This is a genomic window from Falsiphaeobacter marinintestinus (assembly GCF_007923355.1).
Classification (GTDB): Bacteria; Pseudomonadota; Alphaproteobacteria; order Rhodobacterales; family Rhodobacteraceae; genus Phaeobacter_A; species Phaeobacter_A marinintestinus.
In genome coordinates, this window is the sequence record NZ_VOGO01000001.1 from 550,355 (window position 1) to 570,167 (window position 19,813).

General features: G+C 60.3%; 16 protein-coding genes. 14 read left to right on the forward strand and 2 right to left on the reverse strand.

Annotated elements, in window-relative coordinates:
• Positions 1–42 precede the first annotated feature (42 nt).
• The 11 genes from FOY56_RS02745 to mdoH all read left to right on the forward strand — a co-directional run bounded on the left by FOY56_RS02745 (position 43) and on the right by mdoH (position 13,507).
• Positions 43–906, forward strand: a complete 864-nt coding sequence (locus tag FOY56_RS02745; RefSeq protein ID WP_146344258.1) for an FAD binding domain-containing protein — start codon at positions 43–45, stop codon at positions 904–906.
• Positions 903–1,382, forward strand: coding sequence for a (2Fe-2S)-binding protein (locus FOY56_RS02750; RefSeq protein WP_146344259.1), 480 nt, complete (start codon positions 903–905; stop codon positions 1,380–1,382). Before FOY56_RS02745 ends, FOY56_RS02750 begins: the two co-directional genes overlap by 4 nt.
• Entirely contained in the window at positions 1,382–3,646 is a 2,265-nt protein-coding gene (locus FOY56_RS02755) for a xanthine dehydrogenase family protein molybdopterin-binding subunit (RefSeq protein WP_146344260.1), read from the forward strand. The genes FOY56_RS02750 and FOY56_RS02755 overlap by 1 nt, the downstream gene beginning before the upstream one ends.
• Complete coding sequence (locus tag FOY56_RS02760) at positions 3,639–3,884, forward strand: MoaD/ThiS family protein (protein ID WP_146344261.1); 246 nt, start codon at positions 3,639–3,641, stop codon at positions 3,882–3,884. The genes FOY56_RS02755 and FOY56_RS02760 overlap by 8 nt, the downstream gene beginning before the upstream one ends.
• A gap of 150 nt (positions 3,885–4,034) precedes the next feature.
• On the forward strand, positions 4,035–4,517 hold the full coding sequence (locus FOY56_RS02765; protein ID WP_146344262.1) for a DUF302 domain-containing protein: 483 nt from the start codon (positions 4,035–4,037) through the stop codon (positions 4,515–4,517).
• A gap of 69 nt (positions 4,518–4,586) precedes the next feature.
• Positions 4,587–6,206 (forward strand): thiamine pyrophosphate-binding protein, encoded by a 1,620-nt coding sequence (locus FOY56_RS02770; protein ID WP_146344263.1) that lies wholly within the window; start codon positions 4,587–4,589, stop codon positions 6,204–6,206.
• A complete protein-coding gene (locus FOY56_RS02775) occupies positions 6,193–7,380 on the forward strand; it encodes a CaiB/BaiF CoA transferase family protein (RefSeq protein WP_146344264.1) in 1,188 nt (395 codons plus the stop codon). Before FOY56_RS02770 ends, FOY56_RS02775 begins: the two co-directional genes overlap by 14 nt.
• A gap of 165 nt (positions 7,381–7,545) precedes the next feature.
• Positions 7,546–8,904 (forward strand): tetratricopeptide repeat protein, encoded by a 1,359-nt coding sequence (locus FOY56_RS02780; protein WP_146344265.1) that lies wholly within the window; start codon positions 7,546–7,548, stop codon positions 8,902–8,904.
• Positions 8,905–8,916: 12 nt separating this feature from the next.
• Entirely contained in the window at positions 8,917–10,137 is a 1,221-nt protein-coding gene (locus FOY56_RS02785) for an OpgC family protein (protein WP_146344266.1), read from the forward strand.
• Complete coding sequence (locus tag FOY56_RS02790) at positions 10,134–11,636, forward strand: OpgD/OpgG family glucan biosynthesis protein (protein ID WP_146344267.1); 1,503 nt, start codon at positions 10,134–10,136, stop codon at positions 11,634–11,636. Before FOY56_RS02785 ends, FOY56_RS02790 begins: the two co-directional genes overlap by 4 nt.
• Positions 11,633–13,507: a glucans biosynthesis glucosyltransferase MdoH gene (mdoH, locus tag FOY56_RS02795; RefSeq protein ID WP_146344268.1), complete on the forward strand. Its 1,875-nt coding sequence runs from the start codon at positions 11,633–11,635 to the stop codon at positions 13,505–13,507. The genes FOY56_RS02790 and mdoH overlap by 4 nt, the downstream gene beginning before the upstream one ends.
• Here mdoH and FOY56_RS02800 read toward each other — a convergent pair whose 3' ends face one another.
• Together FOY56_RS02800 and FOY56_RS02805 are read right to left on the reverse strand one after the other, a co-directional pair.
• A complete protein-coding gene (locus FOY56_RS02800) occupies positions 13,508–14,314 on the reverse strand; it encodes a CE1 family esterase (RefSeq protein ID WP_146344269.1) in 807 nt (268 codons plus the stop codon).
• Positions 14,311–14,796 (reverse strand): rhodanese-like domain-containing protein, encoded by a 486-nt coding sequence (locus FOY56_RS02805; protein ID WP_146344270.1) that lies wholly within the window; start codon positions 14,794–14,796, stop codon positions 14,311–14,313. Before FOY56_RS02805 ends, FOY56_RS02800 begins: the two co-directional genes overlap by 4 nt.
• A gap of 234 nt (positions 14,797–15,030) precedes the next feature.
• Between FOY56_RS02805 and FOY56_RS02810 the strand changes: the two genes are divergently transcribed.
• The 3 genes from FOY56_RS02810 to FOY56_RS02820 are packed head-to-tail and all read left to right on the forward strand — an operon-like array spanning position 15,031 to position 19,812.
• Positions 15,031–17,892 carry a monovalent cation/H+ antiporter subunit A gene (locus FOY56_RS02810; protein ID WP_146344271.1) on the forward strand — a complete coding sequence of 954 codons (2,862 nt, stop codon included), beginning with the start codon at positions 15,031–15,033 and terminating at the stop codon, positions 17,890–17,892.
• Position 17,893: 1 nt separating this feature from the next.
• Entirely contained in the window at positions 17,894–18,238 is a 345-nt protein-coding gene (locus FOY56_RS02815; protein ID WP_146344272.1) for a Na+/H+ antiporter subunit C, read from the forward strand.
• Positions 18,235–19,812 carry a monovalent cation/H+ antiporter subunit D gene (locus FOY56_RS02820; RefSeq protein WP_146344273.1) on the forward strand — a complete coding sequence of 526 codons (1,578 nt, stop codon included), beginning with the start codon at positions 18,235–18,237 and terminating at the stop codon, positions 19,810–19,812. Before FOY56_RS02815 ends, FOY56_RS02820 begins: the two co-directional genes overlap by 4 nt.
• Position 19,813: the final 1 nt, after the last annotated feature.

Sequence of the window (19,813 nt, forward strand, 5' to 3'; positions counted from 1 at the left end):
AAACCCTTTCTCTTTGCGAGAGTCCCAACAGCGAGGTTCATCATGAGATACCTAACGCCCGCCAGCTTCGAAGATGCGGTGGCGATGGCCACCGGCTCGGACGGCGTGATACGGTTTCTGGCCGGAGGCACCGATGTTCTGGTGCAGATGCGGGCAGATATTGTCACGCCAGACACGCTGATCGACGTCAAGAAAATCGACGGTGTCCACGACATTTCCCGCGCTGATGATGGCAGTTGGACCATCGGAGTCGCCAGCACCGGGGCCGAAATGACCGAACATGACGGTCTGGGCAAAGACTGGCCCGGTGTGGTCGAAGCGATGGATCTGATCGGATCGACCCAGGTGCAGGGCCGCGCAACCCTGACCGGGAATCTCTGCAATGCCTCCCCCGCTGCTGACAGCGTGCCTGCGATGATTGCAGCCGGTGCAACCGTCTCGGTGACCGGCCCGGACGGCACCCGAACCGTCGCCGTCGAAGACATCGCCACCGGCCCCGGCAAAACCTCATTGGCGCAGGGCGAATTGATTTCTTCTGTAAATCTTCCGGCGCGTGGCGCAGGGGGTGGTGACGCCTATCTGCGTTTTATTCCAAGAACCGAAATGGACATTGCCGTGGTCGGTTGCGCTGTAAACTTGCGCGTTGATGGCGATACGATCACCGAAGCCCGCGTGTCGCTGGGCGCCGTCGCCCCGACCGCCCTTCTGGTCACTGACGCGGCCACGGCCCTGATCGGGTCGACTTTGGATGACGCAGCACTTGACGCTCTGGCAGCAGCAGCCTCGGCCGCCTGCAACCCGATTGACGACAAACGCGGGACCATCGAATTCCGCACCAAGATCGCAGGTGTGCTGGCCAAGCGCGCCGCCAAGATCGCCTATGACCGCGCGAGGGCCCAGCAATGAGCAAGATCCACGTCACCACCAAAATCAACGGCGATACGGTCGAATTTCTCTGCGATCCGCGCGAAACCGTGCTGGACGTGTTGCGCGACCGCCTAGGCCTGACCGGTGCCAAAGAAGGTTGCGGCACCGGCGACTGCGGGGCCTGCTCGGTCACTCTGGACGGGCGACTGGTCTGTTCATGCCTCGTGCTGGGGGCCGAGGCCGATGGCAAGGAAATCGGAACAGTTGAAGGCATCGCGCAAGGCGAAGATCTGCATCCGCTGCAGGAAAAATTCATCGAATACGCCGCGCTTCAGTGCGGCATCTGCACACCGGGCATTCTGGTTGCGGCCAAGTCGTTGCTGGAAAAGAACCCCGACCCGACCGAAGAACAGGTACGCTATTGGCTGGCGGGCAATCTGTGCCGCTGTACCGGCTATGACAAAATCATTCGCGCCGTGATGGACACGGCCGCAGATCTGCGGGAGGCATCGTAATGGCCCTGGACGGAACCAAAGACACCGCATTTAAATATGTTGGCACAACGCCCGAACGCCCTGACGGGTTTGACAAGGTCACAGGACGCGCTCGGTTTGGCGCAGACATGATCGCACCCGGCATGTTGTTCGGCTCAATCGTGCGCAGCCCGCACGCCCATGCCCGCATCGTCAAGATCGACACTTCCAAGGCCGAAGCCCTGGACGGCGTGAAAGCCGTGGTGACCCGCGCCGATTTCTCGTCCGCGCTGGAATGCAAACCCGGCATGGATGGCGAAATCTGGAACACGCTTGAAAACGTCATGGCCGGGGAAAAGGCGCTGTATGACGGCCATGCGATTGCCGCCGTCGCCGCGACCTCGAACCTGATTGCGCGGGATGCGGCCAAGCTGATCGAGGTTGAATACGAAATCCTGCCGCATGTCACCGACGTCGATCTGGCCATGGCCGACGATGCCCCGGTGATCCGCGAAGGCGTCACAGACTATTCCGTGCCCAAAGGCATGCACCCCAACGTGGTCCGTTGCCACGATCAGGGGCACGGCGACGTCGAGGCCGGCTTTGCCGAGGCCGATCTGGTGATCGAAGATCACTTCACCACCGAAGCCACCCATCAGGGCTATATCGAACCCAATGCTTGCGTTGCGACGCTGGGCGCGGATGGCAAAGGCGAGGTCTGGTGCAGCACGCAAGGCCACTGGAACGTGCAAAAGGTCTGCGCCGCTCTGCTGGATCTGGAAACCAGCCAGCTGCGCGTCACCGCGTCGGAAATCGGTGGCGGATTTGGCGGCAAGACCACCGTGTTTGTCGAACCCGTCGCTTTGGCCCTGTCGCGCAAGGCCAACAAGCCGGTCAAAATGGTAATGACCCGCGCAGAAGTGTTTCGCGCCACGGGCCCCACCGCCTCGACGTCGATGGACGTCAAGATCGGCATGAAAAAGGACGGCACGATCACGGCCGCCAAAGGCGTATTCCGCCTGCAGGGCGGTGCCTTTCCCGGCGCCCCGTGTGAGTTTACCGCCATGTGCGCCTTTGCGCCTTACAACTTGGCGAACGTGCACCAGACCGGTTATGACGTGATGTCGAACCGCCCGAAACAGGCCGCCTATCGCGCCCCGGGTTCCCCCATGGCGGCTTTCGCGGTCGAATCGGTCATTGACGAACTGTGCAATCAACTGGGTCTTGATCCGATTGACGTGCGCCTGAAAAACGCCTCGCATGAAGGCACCCGTGCGTCGTACGGACCAAAGTTTGAGCGCATCGGGCTGGTCGAAACGCTGGAAGAAGCCAAAGCGCATCCGCATTATTCTGCCCCTCTCGCCGAAGGTCAGGGGCGCGGCGTGTCCTGCGGGTTCTGGTTCAACCATGGCGGCGAAACCTCGGTCTCGATGGCGATGTCCGAAGACGGTTCTGCTCAGATCATGGTCGGTACACCGGATATCGGCGGGTCGCGTGCCTCAATGGCGCTGATGGCCGCCGAAGTTCTTGGCATCCCCTACGACACCATTCGCTGCACCATCGCGGATACGGCATCGCTGGGCTATAACGAGATCAGCCATGGCAGCCGGGTAACCTATGCCAGCGGGCTTGCGGTGATCAAATCGGCCAATGCCATCGTCAAGGAATTGTGCCGCCGGGCCGCTGCCAAGTGGGACATCGACGCAGACGCGGTGATCTGGGAAGACGGATACGCCAAGCCGTCAGGCCCGAATGCGGGCGATTTTGAGCCTCTGCATATTGCCGAAATCACAGCCACGATGGGTGCCACAGGCGGCCCGATCAACGGCCACTTCGAAGCAACTCCGGAAGGCGCGGGTGTCAGCTTTGCCACCCACATCGTGGATGCCGAGGTCGACAAGGAAACCGGTGCAACCAAGGTTGTGCGGTATACAGTTGTGCAGGATGCCGGCAAGGCGATCCACCCCACATATGTCGAAGGCCAGTATCAGGGCGGTGCCGCGCAAGGCATCGGCTGGGCGCTGAACGAAGAATACATCTATGGCGAGGACGGTCGCCTGCAGAACGCCGGGTTCCTTGACTATCGTATTCCGGTCGCCAGCGATCTGCCGATGATCGACACGGTCATTGTCGAAGTGCCCAACCCCGGCCACCCGTTTGGTGTGCGCGGCGTCGGCGAGACGTCAATTTGCCCGCCGCTTGCGGCCATCGCCAACGCCGTTTCTGCCGCTGCCGGCGTGCGGATGCGCAACCTGCCGATGTCACCACCGCGGATTCTGGCCGCGCTGGACGCCAAGAGTGGTTGAGGTTCAGCTTTGGTCCGGCCTGCGCGCCCTTGTTGATGGCAAGTCCAGCGTGCAGGTCGAGGCGAAAACAGTTGGCGAGGTCCTGACGGGCCTCGTCAAAGCCTATCCGGCCCTACAGGGGCCGATTGATGCAGGCGTGTCCGTGGCCGTTGATGGGCGCATCATCGCCAGTGCATTGAATGAACCGGTACACCCCGACAGCGAAGTGGTTTTGATGCAACGCCTTAAGGGCGGCTGACAGACCTGGCAGGCCTTAAGCGGAAATTATCCGATCTTGCCTGCAAACGAGCGGCTTATGGCCATCCCATCCGTCGCACGAAAACGTGACCTGATCAGACTATGGTTCCCGGCAATAGTGCGGCCAAAGCCAATCTGTACCGGAGTTCCCATGTCTCGTTTTTTTGCCGCGCTGCTCAGCGCCTCGGTCCTTGTCTCCCCTGCCCTGTCCGCCCAAGAAATCAGCCCCCGCGAAGGGTGGGTTGTGATCGAAACCGACAGCAGGTTCATCGATCTGGTCAAATCCGTCATTGCCGCGACCAAAGCGAACGGAATGGGCGTTGTCACACAGGCCGGGCCGACCAAAGCCGCTGCTGGCCGGGGCATCACGATCCCGGGAAATCGGGTGATTGGTGTGTTCGACAATGACGTCGCCGTCAGAATGCTGGAACAATCCACCGCCGCGATGATCGAAGCGCCCGTGCGCTTTTATGTCACCGAGAACCCCGATGGCACGGCAACGCTCAGCTATAAAACCCCCAGCCATGTGTTTGCGCCATATGCAGATGACGGCACCGACGTCGCAGCCATCGCGCAAGAGCTGGATACAACCTTTGCCACCATCGCACAGGCAGCTACGGCGCAGTCACACTGACGTGAAGCCACTTGCGCTCGGCCCCGGTCACCGCTTTGACAGCGGCATCAATTGACCGGAGCCTGACTGATGCCTGAAACTGCTTTGCGCGCTGCAGATGTTCTGGCCCGCCGCCTGTATGCGGCTGGGTGCCGTCATGCCTTTGGCATGCCGGGCGGCGAGGTTCTGACCCTTGTCGATGCATTGGAACGCGCCGGTATCGCGTTTCATCTGACAAAGCATGAAAATGCTGCCGGGTTCATGGCCGAAGGGGTCCACCACCGGGACGGCGCACCGGGCATTCTGGTCGCCACACTTGGCCCCGGTGCGATGAACGGGGTCAACGTGATCGCCAACGCCTTGCAGGATCGGGTGCCGTTGATCGTCCTGACCGGCTGCGTCGATGAGGACGAGGCGCTAAGCTATACCCATCAGGTCATGGATCATGCCGCCGTATTTGCCCCCTTGACCAAGGGAAGCTGGCGTTTGACGCCGCAAGGAGCCGGGATCGTTGCGGACAAGGCCATTTCGGTCGCAATGTCACCAAGACAAGGGCCGGTCCACATCGACGTGCCGATCAGCGTCGCCGATGCCGAAGCGCCCGCCCCTGCCCCGCTGGTTCGCGCCAAACCCGCGACCGTCGTCCCGACCGGACCGGATCTGGCCACTGCGCGCGATGTGCTGGCCAAAGCCAAACGGCCCTTGGCGGTGATCGGTCTGGATGTTCTGGCGGATGGGTCTCAGCGGGTGCTGCAGGCCTTTGTCGAACATTTCGGCATTCCCTTCATCACCACCTACAAAGCCAAAGGCGTGATCACCGAGGATCATCCTTTGTGCCTGGGGGCGGCAGGTCTTTCGCCCTTGGCAGATCAGCATCTTCTGCCTTTGGTGCAGCAAGCCGATCTTGTGCTGGCCATCGGATATGACCCGATCGAAATGCGCCCCGGGTGGCGCAATGCCTGGGATCCGGCGCGGCAAACCGTGATCGATCTGTGCGCTGAACCCAATACCCACGACATGCACCATGCCACGCTGTCTTTTGTCGCCGACACCGGCGCGACTTTGGAAGCGCTGGCGCAAGGGCTGTCCGGCCAGCAGACGTGGCCTGGCAACGAAATCGCGCAGACACAGGCGGCGTTGACCGCCGCGTTCCCCGCAGACGAAGACTGGGGCCCAGCCGCCGTTATCGACGAAACACGTCAGGCCTTGCCCGACACCACGCTTGCCACGGCTGACAGCGGTGCCCATCGCATCCTGCTCAGCCAGATGTGGCACTGCAGCGAACCCAAAGGGCTGGTGCAATCCTCGGGCTTTTGCACGATGGGATGCGCCGCCCCATTGGCCATCGGGTTGAAACTGGTCGAACCAAACCGGCCCGTTGTCAGTTTCTCGGGCGACGCAGGCATGCTGATGGTCGCGGGGGATCTTGCCACCGCCGCCGAACTGAACACACCCGTGATCTTCGTGGTGTTCGTCGATGCCAGCCTTGCGCTTATCGAACTCAAACAACGGCAACGCCAGATGCCCAACCGGGGTGTCGATTTCGGACATCACGATTTCGCCGCCATCGGACGCGCCTTTGGCGGCAACGGCGTTACGGTTCGCAACCGGGCTGACCTGCGGGCCGCCTTGACCACCGCGATCAGCGCAGACCGTTTCACCGTTATCGCAGCAGAAATCGACAAAGGGGCTTATGATGGCCGGATCTAACGGAGCGCTGAACGGCGTCAAAATTCTGGACCTCTCGCGCATTCTGGCAGGGCCGACCTGTACCCAGCTTTTGGGCGATCTGGGGGCGTCGGTCATCAAGATCGAAAACCCGGTGACGCAAGGCGATGATACGCGCCAATGGGGACCGCCCTATGTCACCGATGCCGACGGAAACCCAAGTGATCTGAGCGCCTATTTCATGTGCGCCAACCGCAACAAGCGGTCTGTCGCGGTGGATATCACCACGGCTGAGGGTCAGGAAAAGATCAAATGGCTGGCCAGCCACGCCGACATCGTGATCGAGAATTTCAAGCCCGGTGGATTGGCCAAATACGGGTTGGGATATGACGCCTTGTCAAAGGATCTGCCGGGGCTCGTCTATTGTTCGATCTCGGGCTATGGCCAGACCGGACCGAACGCGTCCAAACCCGGCTATGACCTGATGGCACAGGGGTTTGGCGGCATCATGTCCCTGACAGGCGAACCCGATGGTCGCCCGATGAAGGTCGGAGTCGGCATCGCAGATGTCATGTGCGGCATGTACGCGACCGTTGGTATCCTTGCTGCCCTGCGCCACCGTGACCAGACCGGCGAAGGCCAGTACATCGACCTGTCGCTGGTTGATGCCCAGATCGCCTGGACCATCAACGAAGGCGTCAACTATATGATCTCGGGCGAGGTTCCGCAGCGGCGTGGCAACGCACACCCCAACATCGTTCCCTATGACACCTACGCCACCTCCGACGGTCATCTGGTCATCGCGGTGGGCAATGATTCCCAGTTTCGCCGGTTCTGCGACGCCCTCGGGCTGGGCGACATGCCCGACGATGCGCGTTTTGCAACAAACCCCGCCCGTCTGAGCAATCGCGTCGCATTGAACGACCGGCTGGTTCCCGCCTTGCATGCGCGAACCTCTGCCGAAGTGACCCGCGCGCTGGAAGCTGCAAAAATCCCGGTTGGGCCGGTCCAAACACTGGACCAGGTTTTCACCTCGGATCAGGTAGCGGCACGTGACATGCGCGTTGAAATGCAAGCTGATCCGGGCCCTGTCGAGCTGATTGGCAACCCGCTGAACCTGTCGCGCACTCCGGTTCAATACCGTCACGCGCCGCCCGTTTTCGGGGCCGATACCGATGACATATTAGGCAGTGACGATCCGTTCGGAACGGCTTGACCGGCGCAGTTTCGCGCAGCGATCAGCAAAGGTTCGCAACAATTCTCGCGGCTTAACACACGGCACTTCACCAATGCGTTAGGGGCGTCGATAGTTCCGGTGCAGCCCCGTACAGTCGATCCAACCACTTACACTCACGCCCACTTGTTACGATTGGACCTTCGCATGACCACAGACATATTCGGCACTGACGTCTCACTGACGACGCCTGCGAGCCTTGAGGACTGGAATGCGGTCATGTTGGGGTTCATGGCCCATTCTGAGGTTACGCCAAAACACCTCACCCGTTTGTTAGAGTCCGAGCCGGAATTCGCGATGGGGCACGCGATCAAGGGGCTGTTCTACATGCTGATGGGCCGGCGCGAACTGGTGGTCGTGGCAGAGACCGCGATGGCCGATGCTTTGGCCCATGCCGAAACCGCCTGCCCACGCGAGCGGATTTTCATCAAGGCACTTTCAGAATGGATGGACGGGCGTCCGACAGGCTCCATTCAGTGCCTTGAGACCGCTTTGAACGACAATGCGCAGGATACACTGGCGATGAAACTCAGCCAGGCGATCCGGTTCGTTCTGGGTGACGTCGCAGGCATGTTGGAGTCGGTCCAGCGGGTCTTGCCAGCTTACGCGCCCGATCATCCGGGGCGGGGTTATTTGCTGGGCTGCCATGCTTTTGCACTGGAAGAAAACGGCGACTATACAAAGGCCGAAATTGCCGGGCGTCAGGCGCTGTGGATGGCCCCGGACGATGCCTGGGGTCTGCATGCTGTGGCCCATGTTTATGACATGACCTGTGACGCGAAAGCCGGGCTTGACTGGCTGTCAGGCCGGGAAAACGCATGGGCGCATTGCAACAACTTCAAGTATCACGTCTGGTGGCACAAGGCGCTGATGCATCTGGACCTGGGTCAGGTCGATGAGGTTCTGGATCTGTATGATCGTCAGATCCGCGCTGACAAAACTGATGATTACCGGGATATTTCAAACGCGACTTCGCTGTTGATGCGGCTTGAACTGGACGGAGTACCAGTTGGCAACCGCTGGGAAGAACTGGCTGCGCTCAGCGCCAACCGAACGCAGGATGGCTGCCTGATCTTTGCCGATCTGCACTATCTTCTGGCCCTGAACGGCGGCGACCGGGCCGAAGACCGTTCGGCCCTGGTTCAGCGTATTCACCGCGATGCACAGACTAGCGGCTGCGATATGCGCGCCCGCATGGCCAATCCGGGCGAAGCGGCGTCGCTGGGTCTTGAGGCGTTTGGCGAAACCCGCTTTGACGAGGCATTTGCCTATCTCGCCCAGGCACGCGGCACCATGCAACTTGCCGGAGGCAGTCATGCCCAGCGCGATGTCTTTGAACGACTGACCATTGACGCTGGCCTGCGGGCCGGGCAACTGGACCGGGTCGAAATCATTCTGAATGAACGCCAGGCCCAACGCGGCGGGCGCGAGGATGGCTATGCCGTCGCGCGCCGCGATCTGATCGCGGCCGGGCGCGGCTCAGCCCATCGCGTTCCGGCGCAGTAAGGACCGCAATTCATGGCGTCAATTTCGCCCACGACCGACTTCGCCCCGTCCCGCGTGCACCATTCGGCGCCCGCGACAACACGCGATCCCCGGCTGGATTTCTATCGTGGCATCGCGATGTTCATCATCCTGATTGCACACATCCCACGCAACTATTGGGCCAGTTGGATCCCGGCCCGATTCGGATATTCCGACGCGACCGAAATCTTTGTCTTTTGCTCGGGCATGGCCTCGGCCATCGCCTTTGGAGGCTGTTTCCTGCGTCAGGGATGGGCGATGGGCAGCGCCCGGGTCGCGTTTCGCGTTTGGCAGGTCTATTGGGCCCATATCTGCCTGTTCTTCTTCGTCGCGATGAGCATGGCAGCCATAGATATCTTTGGCGGCTTCGAGAAAAGTTATGTCGCATCCCTGAACCTCAGCCATTTCTTCAATGACCCGATGCCGCAGATGGTTGGGCTGTTCACGCTCAGTTATGTGCCAAACTACTTCGACATCCTGCCGATGTATCTGGTGATCCTTGCGCTGATGCCGTTAATGATGGCGTTTATGCAAATCGGGTTCTGGGCTGCGGCTGCGGCCAGCATCGCGATCTGGGGCGTGGCTCAGATGGGATGGTTGGCGCTTCCGGCCGAGCCGTGGTCAGATCGGCAGTGGTTCTTCAACCCGTTCGGCTGGCAGCTTTTGTTTTTCACCGGATTTGCTTTCATGCGCGGCTGGATACCGGCACCACCCGTGTCGCGTGTCCTGATCTGGTCCAGCATCGCGTTTCTGGTTCTGTCAGCCCCCTTCGGATCGTGGAAAGTGTTCCTTTGGGTCGAGGCCGCCGCACCTGATCTGGCGTCGCTCATCCGCAAGGCCTGGCCGCTGACGTCCGAGTTGCGCGACAAGACCGAGTTTGCGTTCTTGCGCTACGTCCATTTTCTGGCGCTGGCCTATCTGGGCTGGGTTGCTGCAGGCACAGGCGGTGCGCGTCTGAAGGTGCTCGCAGACGGGGCGCGTGGGACTGGGGCGCAATCGTTGATGGCCGTGATCACCAAGGTCGGACAACAATCGCTTGCCGTGTTCGTCTTCTCGATGGCGATGGCACGTCTGATCGGCTTTGCGCTGGATCAGACCGGGCGCAGCGTTGGCACTGTGGCGCTCGCCAATCTGATCGGCTTTGCGATGATCATTAGCGTTGCTTATCTGGCGGGCTGGTTCAAATCGCAGCCTTGGAAAAGGAACCGGTCATGAAACTGACAAGACGATCCTTTCTGGCATCCACCGTCGCGATGGCCATGGTCCAGTCCGCAGGCGCGACCGGAACCGCCACGCCATTTTCCCACGAAACCGTCATCGCCAAAGCCCGTGACCTTGCCAGACATCGATACATGGCGCGCCCGACCGTGCCGCAGGACTGGCTGGACCTGAGCTACGAGCAGTACAAGTCAATCTGGTTCCGGCATGACCGCGCCCTTTGGTACAAGACCGAAACGCCGTACGAGGTCGATTTCTTTCATCCCGGTCTTTATTTCCCGCGCCCGGTTCAAATTTCCACGGTGTCTGACGGGATGGCTACACCGGTGCCCTTCACCCTTGGCAATTTCGACCGAACCGACAAAGTGCCCGAGCTGAGCACAGATGGCGAAATGGGCTTTTCGGGCTTCCGTCTGCGCACGGAACTGGACCAGCCCGGCACCAAGAACGAATTTGCCGTGTTTCAGGGCGCGAGCTATTTCCGCGCCATCGGCATCGGTGAGATCTACGGTCTTTCGGCACGTGGCCTTGCGCTGAAGACCGGCGACCCGATGGGCGAAGAGTTTCCCGATTTCGTACAGTTTTGGCTGGAAACTCCCCGATCTGTACAACGCAACATCATCGTGCACGCGTTGCTTGACAGCCCGTCGGTCTCAGGGGCCTATCGGTTTGACATCACCCCCGGACCGGCTTGCGTGATGGAGGTTCAGGCGACCCTGTTCCCCCGGACGGACATGCCCCATGTCGGTATCGGTCCGCTGACCAGCATGTTCCTCTATGACAGCACAGATCGTACGCGGTTCGATGATTTCCGTCCCGCTGTACATGATAGCGATGGCCTTTTGATCCGCAACGGCGCAGGCGAAACCCTGTGGCGACCGCTGGCCAACCCACGTGATTTGCAAATCTCGGCCTTCAGCGACGTCAATCCACGCGGTTTTGGTCTGATGCAACGGGCCCGCAAACTGTCTGATTTCGACGACCTTGAAGCGCTCTATCACCGCCGTCCCGGCCTTTGGGTAGAACCCAATGGCGACTGGGGTCGCGGGGCCGTGACGCTGGTCGAAATCCCCGCGGATCAAGAGATTTATGACAACATCGTCGCCTATTGGCGCCCTGCCGAACCTTACATCGCTGGCAGCCAGGTCGACCTGTCTTACCGTATGACATGGGGCGCAGAAGCGCCGATCACGGCCACCCTGCCCCGGATTGTCGACACGTCGTCTGGCGCCCGCGCCAAAGGCGGCCGGGTCGTGACGGTCGAATACGAACCCCACCCGATGCATGCCGCCGCCCCCGAGGACTATACGATCCACATCAGTTCACCCCAGGCCGAAACCAGCCCCGGAGTGTTGCAGCGCAACCCTGAAAACGGCGGGCTGCGGCTGGCCTTCAGCTTTGATCCGGGCGAACACGGCCTGGTCGAGCTGCGCGCGCAACTGCGCAAAGAGGGTGCGGCAGCGTCCGAGGTCTGGCTGTATCGGTGGACTGCATGACAAACGGCCTGTTCCTGATGCCGCCCGAACGGCCTCTACCCATGGCAGCGCAGGATTTCGGGCGCGATTTCGCGGACAAGGCCGCCCCCGGGGCACCGTCCCCGCACAGATTGCACCTGAAACGTCTGCTGGCGTTCAGCCCCGCCGTCGCAGCCACAACAGGCCTTGCCTGGATCATGCTGGGATGGTTCGGTGAAGGCGGCATCAGCTGGTTCGAAGGCACGCTTATTGCCCTGATTGCGTTCAATTTCTTCTGGATCAGTTTCACGGTCAGCACCGTGGTTCTGGGGCTTGCCTCGCTCGCGCGGCGTCCGGTCCCGTCCCCGCCCAAAAGACCGACACCTATGTCAGTGGCCCTGCTGATGCCTGTGTACAACGAAGTCCCATGGTACGTTCTGGGCAACGCAAGGTCGATGCTGGAAGAACTGCGCGCGCGCGGTGGGCGGCACAATTATTCGATGTTCATCCTGTCAGACACCCGCGACCCCGCCATCGCCGAACAGGAACGCGCCAGTGTCGAGGCGTTGCGCGCCTCCCTGTCACCGGGTCTGGATCTTCACTACCGCCGCCGCCCGATGAACACCGACCGAAAGGTTGGGAACATCGCCGATTGGATCACCCGGTGGGGCGATGGATATGATGCGATGCTGGTTCTGGATGCCGACAGCCTGATGACCGGTCGGGCCATCGTACGGCTGACAGATGCGCTTGCCGCCGATCCGGCCGCCGGACTGATCCAGAGCTTTCCACAGCTGATCGGCGCGCAGTCGGTTTTTGCCCGGATGCAGCAATTCGCCAACGGCGTTTATGGCGCGGCCCTGGCCGAAGGGCTTTCGCTGTGGTGTGGGCAAGATGGCAACTACTGGGGCCATAACGCGATCATTCGCACCGCCGCGTTCGCCAATTGTGCGGGGTTGCCAAGGCTGCGACGCTGGCGTGGCGATGACAAGCTGATCATGAGCCATGATTTTGTCGAAGCAGGCCTTTTGCGCCGGGCCGGTTGGGGCGTTCGATTTTTGCCCCGCATTCGCGGCAGTTACGAAGAAACGCCGCCGACACTGATCGACCATATCCAGCGCGACCGCCGCTGGTGTCAGGGTAATCTGCAACACCTGCGTCTGCTCAGCGCACGCGGATTTCGTTCAGTGTCGCGCTTTCACATGTTCCACGGTGCCATTGGCTATCTGATGTCGCCGATCTGGTTCGCGCTGTTGGTCATGTGGGCCCTGATCGGACGCGGTGAGGAAGCCAGCGTTCTGACTTATTTCAGCGAAACCAACCCGACAATGCCAACCTGGCCGCAAATGACGGACGCACGGCATGTGCTGATCATTGTGCTGATGTACGCCATGTTACTGGCCCCCAAGCTGCTGGGGGTCGCCGCCCTGCCGCTGAACGGGATACGGTTTTCTGAATTTGGCGGCGGTTGGCGATTTACGCTGTCGCTGGTGTCGGAAATCGCCTTGGCGGTTCTTTATGCGCCCATCCTGATGGTGCAGCAGATGATTGCTGTCTTCCGGACGGTTTTGGGCCTGCAGCGAGGCTGGGCGCCTCAGGCCCGCGATGGTGGCAGCTATGGATTGCGGACCCTGTTGATCTGCCACGCGCTGGAGACGGTCAGTGGATGGGCTCTGACAGCTGGAATCATGTTGGGGCTGGTATCGCCGTGGCTGTTGCCGATCACGGTTAGTCTGGCCCTGGCGGTGCCGCTGTCGGCGCTCAGCGGGCTTCGGGTCGGGTCACCTACTTTTCGTTGGATGGGCACGCGGGAAGATTACAGTGAACCAGCCATCACGCGGGCCGCGCGCCATTACAGGGCCGAGTTGAAAGCCCTGATCGACTGCAAGGGATCGGCCACACCCGCCGAGTGATTACGGCTCCAGCGCTTCGAACCAGTCCAGCACCATGTTTGTCCAGCCTTTCGGGATGCTGTGCCCACCAGGAAACAACGCCAGCTCCAGCGCACCGTCGCAGGCCCATGACCGGCGCCAGAATTCGCCGGTCACGTCAAAGGCATCGGGATCTTCATCAAGGCACTCATTTGTTTGGCGCCACAGTTCAAGCCCCGCCATGATATCGCCCTGCTGAAAGCGCCCATCCCGCAGGAAACGCCCTTCCAACGGCACCAGAGTGTCCTGCCAACCATGGGTCTGAAACAAGTTAACTGGTCCGGCGCAAGAGTCGGGTTGAGGTCGCCAGAAGCCGCCTGCAACCGGCGCGTAAGCTGAAAACGCGGCCGGATGACTGCAAGCCAGATAGGTGACCATAAACGCACCAGCCGAAAACCCGGCAAGCAGGACGTTGTCTGCACGGACGCCCAATCGGGTTTGCGCGTCTTCAACAACGGATTTCAGGAAATCGGCCTCGTCACGCCCTTCCCAATCGGGGAAGAAATTCCAAAGGCGTCCATTGCCCTCTCTGAACGTGCGCGATCCGGTCGGCGCGACAACCGCATATCCTCGGCTGGTCAGGCTTTGCATCAGGGCCAGATTCTTGGTGATCCGGCTTCCGTCACCACCGGCGCCATGCAGAAAGACAACCATCGGAGGCGCTTCGACCCCGTCGGGCATGACAGCGTGATACTCACCACCATCTATCTTGCACGGTGCAGGGTCACTGACACAGCCAGCTGCCGCTGGTCCCGCGCAGACCACGGCCAACCCGAAAAGCCACTTCATACCTGTTCTCCTGTCCAGGGGTTTACCGGCAGTCCGGTCGCCAGCCAGCCCGGCCCGGCCCCGGATCCCAGCATACCCTCGGGCACATCAATGATCGACGTAAATCCGGCGTCGGTAAGCCGACGGCTAAGACGGGCCGAGCGCACGCCGCGCGCGCAGATCAGCGCAATAGGTTGGTGCGTGTCGCCGCCTGACAGCCGGGACAGGGCATCCACAAAATCGTTGCGGCGCATATCAAGCGGCTGGGCGCCCTCGCCAACACCAGTCTGGCGCCACTCTTTCGGAGTTCGGATATCGATCAACAGGACAGAACCATCCAGGGCCACCGCGTGTGCATCAGATACGCTGAGCTTGCCACCCTGATAGTTCGGCGGAATGCGACGCCATATAAGAACTCCGGCAACTGCTCCGGCCCCAGCGATACCGATCAGCACAGATCGGCGCGAAAGACCGGTTGCACGGCCAGCCTGTGTTTCTTCCATCTGTCGATCCACCACATCATCGTTCAGACAATCCCTAACACAAGCCCATTGTGGGCCAAGGTCACGGATCCCGGACCACAGTCAACTTATCGTCACCGATCCTGCAGAATATTTGGGTAAATTGCCGCTATCCGCAGCTTTCCGCACCGGTTCTGCGAACAGGGTCTGGACAGTCGGGAAAAATCCCTTAGGCAAGATACACTTTTCTGGCTCACTGATACTGGAGAACTGCTGGTGTCCCTGTTCCTGATTGCGGCCCTGCCGTTTCTTGGCGCGATCCTTCCCGCGCTGTTGATCCGTGCCGGTCGCAACGCTTCGTCCTCAGCCGCTGGTGCGGTGTCCCTGCTCGCCTTTATCGGGCTGTTGCTGAACGCACCTGCCGTTTTGCGGGGCGAAGTCGTCACCGCGAAACTCACCTGGCTGCCGGGGATCGGCCTGAATGCCAACTTCATGCTCGACGGGCTGGGGCTGCTGTTCGCCGGGCTGATTCTGGGCATCGGCCTGCTGATCATCCTGTATGCGCGTTTCTATCTGTCCCGCGAAGATCCGATGGGGCAGTTCTATACCTATCTGCTGCTGTTTCAGGGCGCGATGGTGGGGATTGTCCTGAGCGACAACATCCTGCTTTTGCTGATCTTCTGGGAACTGACATCATTGTCGTCTTTCCTGCTGATCGGGTATTGGAAGCACCTGCCCGAAGGCCGTCAGGGCGCGAGAATGGCGCTGGCCGTGACCGGATCGGGCGGACTGGCCATGATTGCGGGGATGCTGATCCTTGGCAATATCGTCGGCAGTTATGATCTGAGCGTCATTTTGCAGAACAAAGCGCTGATTCAGTCATCGCCCTATTATGTTCCGGCGCTGATCCTGATCCTGATCGGTTGTTTTACCAAGTCAGCCCAGTTCCCGTTCCATTTCTGGCTGCCGCACGCGATGGCTGCTCCGACTCCGGTTTCGGCCTATCTGCACTCGGCCACCATGGTGAAAGCCGGGTTGTTCCTGATGGCCCGTATGTGGCCGGTTCTGGCCGGGACCGAGATCTGGTTTTATATCGTCGCCACCACCGGTCTTGTGACCATGCTGCTGGGCGCGATTATCGCCAATTTCAAAGACGATCTGAAAGGTCTGCTGGCGTTTTCGACCGTCAGCCATCTGGGTTTGATCACCATGCTTTTGGGCATCGGCACTCCAATTGCCGCCATGGCCGCCATATTTCACATCATCAACCACGCCACGTTCAAGGCGGCGTTGTTCATGAGCGCGGGTATCGTCGATCACGAAACCCATACCCGCGATATCAAGCGTTTGGGTGGCCTGCGCCACCTGATGCCGATCACTTTCACCATCGCCACCATTGCATCCCTGTCGATGGCCGGAATCCCACCGTTCAACGGCTTCCTGTCAAAGGAAATGATGCTGGAAGAAACGACTCACACATTGTGGGCCAATTCGCACTATCTGCTGCCGGTGATAGCCGTGCTGGCCGCTGTTTTTTCGGCTGGTTATTCGTTCCGCTATATCGCGCATGTGTTCCTTGGCCCGAAGCGAAGCGATTATCCCGCAACCCCACATGATCCGGGCCCGGGCCTGTGGTTGTCGCCCGCATTTCTGGTGGTTCTTGTTGTCCTGATCGGCCTGTTCCCCAACGCCATTGTCGGCCCGCTGGTCGAATCGGCGACCGCCGCTGTCGTGAACGATGCGCACCCGCCGCATTTCCACGCCAAATTGTGGCACGGCTTTACCCCGGCTTTGTACATGTCGATGGCTGCTATCGCCGGAGGCCTGCTGGTTCTGTACGCCCATGCCCGTCTTGAACGCGGCTGGCTGGCCGCACGGCGCCCCGAGGCAAAGCAGATTTTCGACTCTTTGATGGGCGCTGCGACCCGGACAAGCCGTGTTATCACTGACACGCTGCATGATGGCGCACTGACCCGGTACGCTGCGATCTTTGTGCTGTTTTCGCTAAGCCTTGCCGGTTACGCCTATTTCAGTGGCACCACTGTAACGCCAGCCCGTGGCACGACCGATGCATCAGCCCTGCCGATCCTTGCATGGGTCTGTCTTGTGGGGGCGACGCTTTGCGTTGTCTTCTTCCATCGCAACCGTTTGTTGTCGCTGGTGGTGATGGGGATCATTGGCCTGATCGTGTCGCTATCCTTCAACTATCTGTCCGCACCCGATCTGGCGCTGACCCAGATCTCGGTCGAAGTGGTGACGATCATCCTGTTGTTGCTGGCCCTGAACTTCATGCCACAGGAAACTCCGGTTGAAAGCACGACCGGGCGGCGGTTCCGCGACGCGGTTCTGGCGATTGGTGGCGGGGTTGGCGTAGCCGGTCTGGCCTATGCAATCATGACCAGCAATTCCGTCTTTCCGACGATCTCAGAATTCCACCTTGCGAATTCCTATAAAGGCGGCGGCGGCACCAATGTGGTCAACGTGATACTTGTTGACTTCCGGGGGTTTGATACGTTCGGCGAAATTATCGTTCTCGGCATTGCAGCGATTATCATCTACGCGATTACCGAGGCGATCCTGTCCAGCCGCGTTCGCGCCCGTTTGCTGAACCGAAAGCCAACGTTCCCGCAGGCTGGTGACGCGCACCCGCTTATGATGGTCGTCGCCACGCGTGTTATGATGCCGATCGCGTTGATGGTTGCCGCCTATATCTTCTTCCGGGGCCACAACATGCCCGGCGGCGGTTTTGTAGCCGGATTGATCGCCGCTATCGCTGTGATCATGCAATACATGGCTTCGGGCTTTGGCTGGGCGACTGAGCGTCAAAGGCTGCCCTATCACGGTATCATCGGGTCCGGCGTACTGATCGCCGCGATGACCGGCATGGGGGCCTGGTTCAACGGGATGCCGTTCCTGACCAGCGCCTTTGGGTACATCCACCTTGAGCCGCTGGAAGAGTTCGAATGGGCCACAGCCGCCCTGTTCGATCTGGGCGTGTTCCTGGCCGTTGTGGGCGCCGTGATGCTCGCACTGGAAAGCCTTGCGCGGTATGCATGGCAACCCGGTATCGCAAGCGAGCACCCGATGGACATCAACCCCGAACGCGACGACGCTCTGGACGAGCTGCAGGAGAGCTGACTTGGAAATTCTTGTTGCAACCGCAGTGGGCGTCCTGACAGCCTCGGGCATCTATCTGGTCCTGCGCCAGCGCACCTTCCCTGTGATCGTCGGGATTTCATTGCTGTCTTACGCGGTGAACGTTTTCTTGTTCGCGACCGGACGGCTTGTGATCAACGCGCCGCCAATTTTGAACAAGTATGAGGACGTGCCTTATACCGACCCGCTGCCGCAGGCGCTGGTGCTGACCGCCATCGTGATCTCCTTTGGGATGACGGCGGTGATCGTGATGATCGCGCTCAGTTCTTACCTGACCAACCGAGATGACCGGATCGACATGATCGACGACGCCGGAGAAGACGCATGAACCACTGGATTGTCGCCCCAATCGTGCTGCCGGCGGTCATCGCACCGTTCATTATCATGGTTATCCGCTATCATCTGGATCTGCAGCGGATTTTCTCGGTCGCGTCGATTGTTGCATTGAACATCATCGCGGTGGTCCTGCTGATGCAGGCCAGCACCGGTGAAATTCAGGTTTATGAACTTGGCGACTGGCCTGCACCGTTCGGCATTGTGCTGGTTCTGGACCGGCTTTCGGCGATGATGGTGCTTCTGACAACCCTGTTGTCGCTGGCGGTGGTTTTGTACGTCATAGGATCCGGATGGGATGCGCGCGGGCGGCATTTTCATGCCTTGTTGCAGTTCCAACTGATGGGTGTGTTGGGCGCGTTCCTGACTGGTGATGCCTTCAACCTGTTCGTCTTTTTCGAAGTGTTGCTGATCGCGTCCTACGGTCTGATGATCCATTCGGGCGGGGGCAAACGGCTGGCAGCCGGCGTACAATACGTGGTCTATAACCTGCTGGGCTCAACACTGTTTCTGTTCGCACTGGGCACACTGTATGCTGTGACCGGGACGCTCAACATGGCTGATCTGGCCGCGCGTGTGGCCGAATTGCCTGCCGATGACACGGCGCTTTTGCGCGTTGGTGCGGTTTTGCTGCTGCTGGTTTTTGCCATCAAGGCCGCCGTGCTTCCGCTGCATTTCTGGCTGCCCGCCAGCTATGCCAACGCGCCCTTGCCCGTGGCGGCTTTGTTCGCGATCATGACCAAGGTCGGGGCATACGCGATTTTGCGGTTCTATACGCAAGTCTTCGGCCCCGATGTGGCGGCAACCGAAGGGCTGGTGGGTGACTGGTTGCTTCCCGCTGCGATGCTGACACTGGCCGTTGGTGCCATCGGTATTCTTGGCGCGAAAGAGATCGGGCGTTTGATGGCATTCGGGGCTATCGCCTCGATGGGCACCTTGCTGATCGCGATTTCGCTGTTCACGCCGCAAGGCGCTGCCGCCGCGATGTATTACATGATCCATTCGACCCTGACGGCGGGGCTGATTTTTCTGATCGCAGACCTGATCATGGAACGGCGCGGTGGCGCAATTGTCCCGCATCGCCCGATGCCGCAGATCGGGCTGATCGCATCGCTGTACTTTGTGGCCGCGATTGCGCTGGCCGGGATGCCGCCGCTGTCAGGCTTTGTCGGCAAACTGCTGGTCATGGACGCGGCCCGCGACGCTGGCCTTGGTGACACCACCTGGGTCATCTGGGCTTTCATTCTGGTGTCGTCCCTGGTCACCATCGTCGGGCTGGCCCGGGCCGGTAGCATCCTGTTCTGGAAGTCCTATGACCCTGACTTTGTCAACGAACTCGAATCGGACGCACTGCCCAAGATCGACGAAGAAACCCGGATCGAGCCTGACCCGCTGGAAACAGCACCCGAACCGATGCCAGCGCTCAGCTTTGTCGCGGCCTTCGGTTTGCTGATCGGTCTGGTGCTGTTGACCGTCCTGTCTGGCCCGGTGCTGGACTATACAACCGCAACGGCGGACCAGATCTTTGACCGCGCCGCCTATCTTGAAACCGTGTTGAAGAGGCCGTGAC

Bases quoted from the DNA above. Each gene is read 5' to 3' on its own strand.
- FOY56_RS02745 (WP_146344258.1), top strand. From the start codon at position 43: ATGAGATACCTAACGCCCGCCAGCTTCGAAGATGCGGTGGCGATGGCC.
- FOY56_RS02750 (WP_146344259.1), top strand. From the start codon at position 903: ATGAGCAAGATCCACGTCACCACCAAAATCAACGGCGATACGGTCGAA.
- FOY56_RS02755 (WP_146344260.1), top strand. From the start codon at position 1,382: ATGGCCCTGGACGGAACCAAAGACACCGCATTTAAATATGTTGGCACA.
- FOY56_RS02765 (WP_146344262.1), top strand. From the start codon at position 4,035: ATGTCTCGTTTTTTTGCCGCGCTGCTCAGCGCCTCGGTCCTTGTCTCC.
- FOY56_RS02770 (WP_146344263.1), top strand. From the start codon at position 4,587: ATGCCTGAAACTGCTTTGCGCGCTGCAGATGTTCTGGCCCGCCGCCTG.
- FOY56_RS02775 (WP_146344264.1), top strand. From the start codon at position 6,193: ATGGCCGGATCTAACGGAGCGCTGAACGGCGTCAAAATTCTGGACCTC.
- FOY56_RS02780 (WP_146344265.1), top strand. From the start codon at position 7,546: ATGACCACAGACATATTCGGCACTGACGTCTCACTGACGACGCCTGCG.
- FOY56_RS02785 (WP_146344266.1), top strand. From the start codon at position 8,917: ATGGCGTCAATTTCGCCCACGACCGACTTCGCCCCGTCCCGCGTGCAC.
- FOY56_RS02790 (WP_146344267.1), top strand. From the start codon at position 10,134: ATGAAACTGACAAGACGATCCTTTCTGGCATCCACCGTCGCGATGGCC.
- mdoH (WP_146344268.1), top strand. From the start codon at position 11,633: ATGACAAACGGCCTGTTCCTGATGCCGCCCGAACGGCCTCTACCCATG.
- FOY56_RS02800 (WP_146344269.1), bottom strand. From the start codon at position 14,314: ATGAAGTGGCTTTTCGGGTTGGCCGTGGTCTGCGCGGGACCAGCGGCA.
- FOY56_RS02805 (WP_146344270.1), bottom strand. From the start codon at position 14,796: ATGGAAGAAACACAGGCTGGCCGTGCAACCGGTCTTTCGCGCCGATCT.
- FOY56_RS02820 (WP_146344273.1), top strand. From the start codon at position 18,235: ATGAACCACTGGATTGTCGCCCCAATCGTGCTGCCGGCGGTCATCGCA.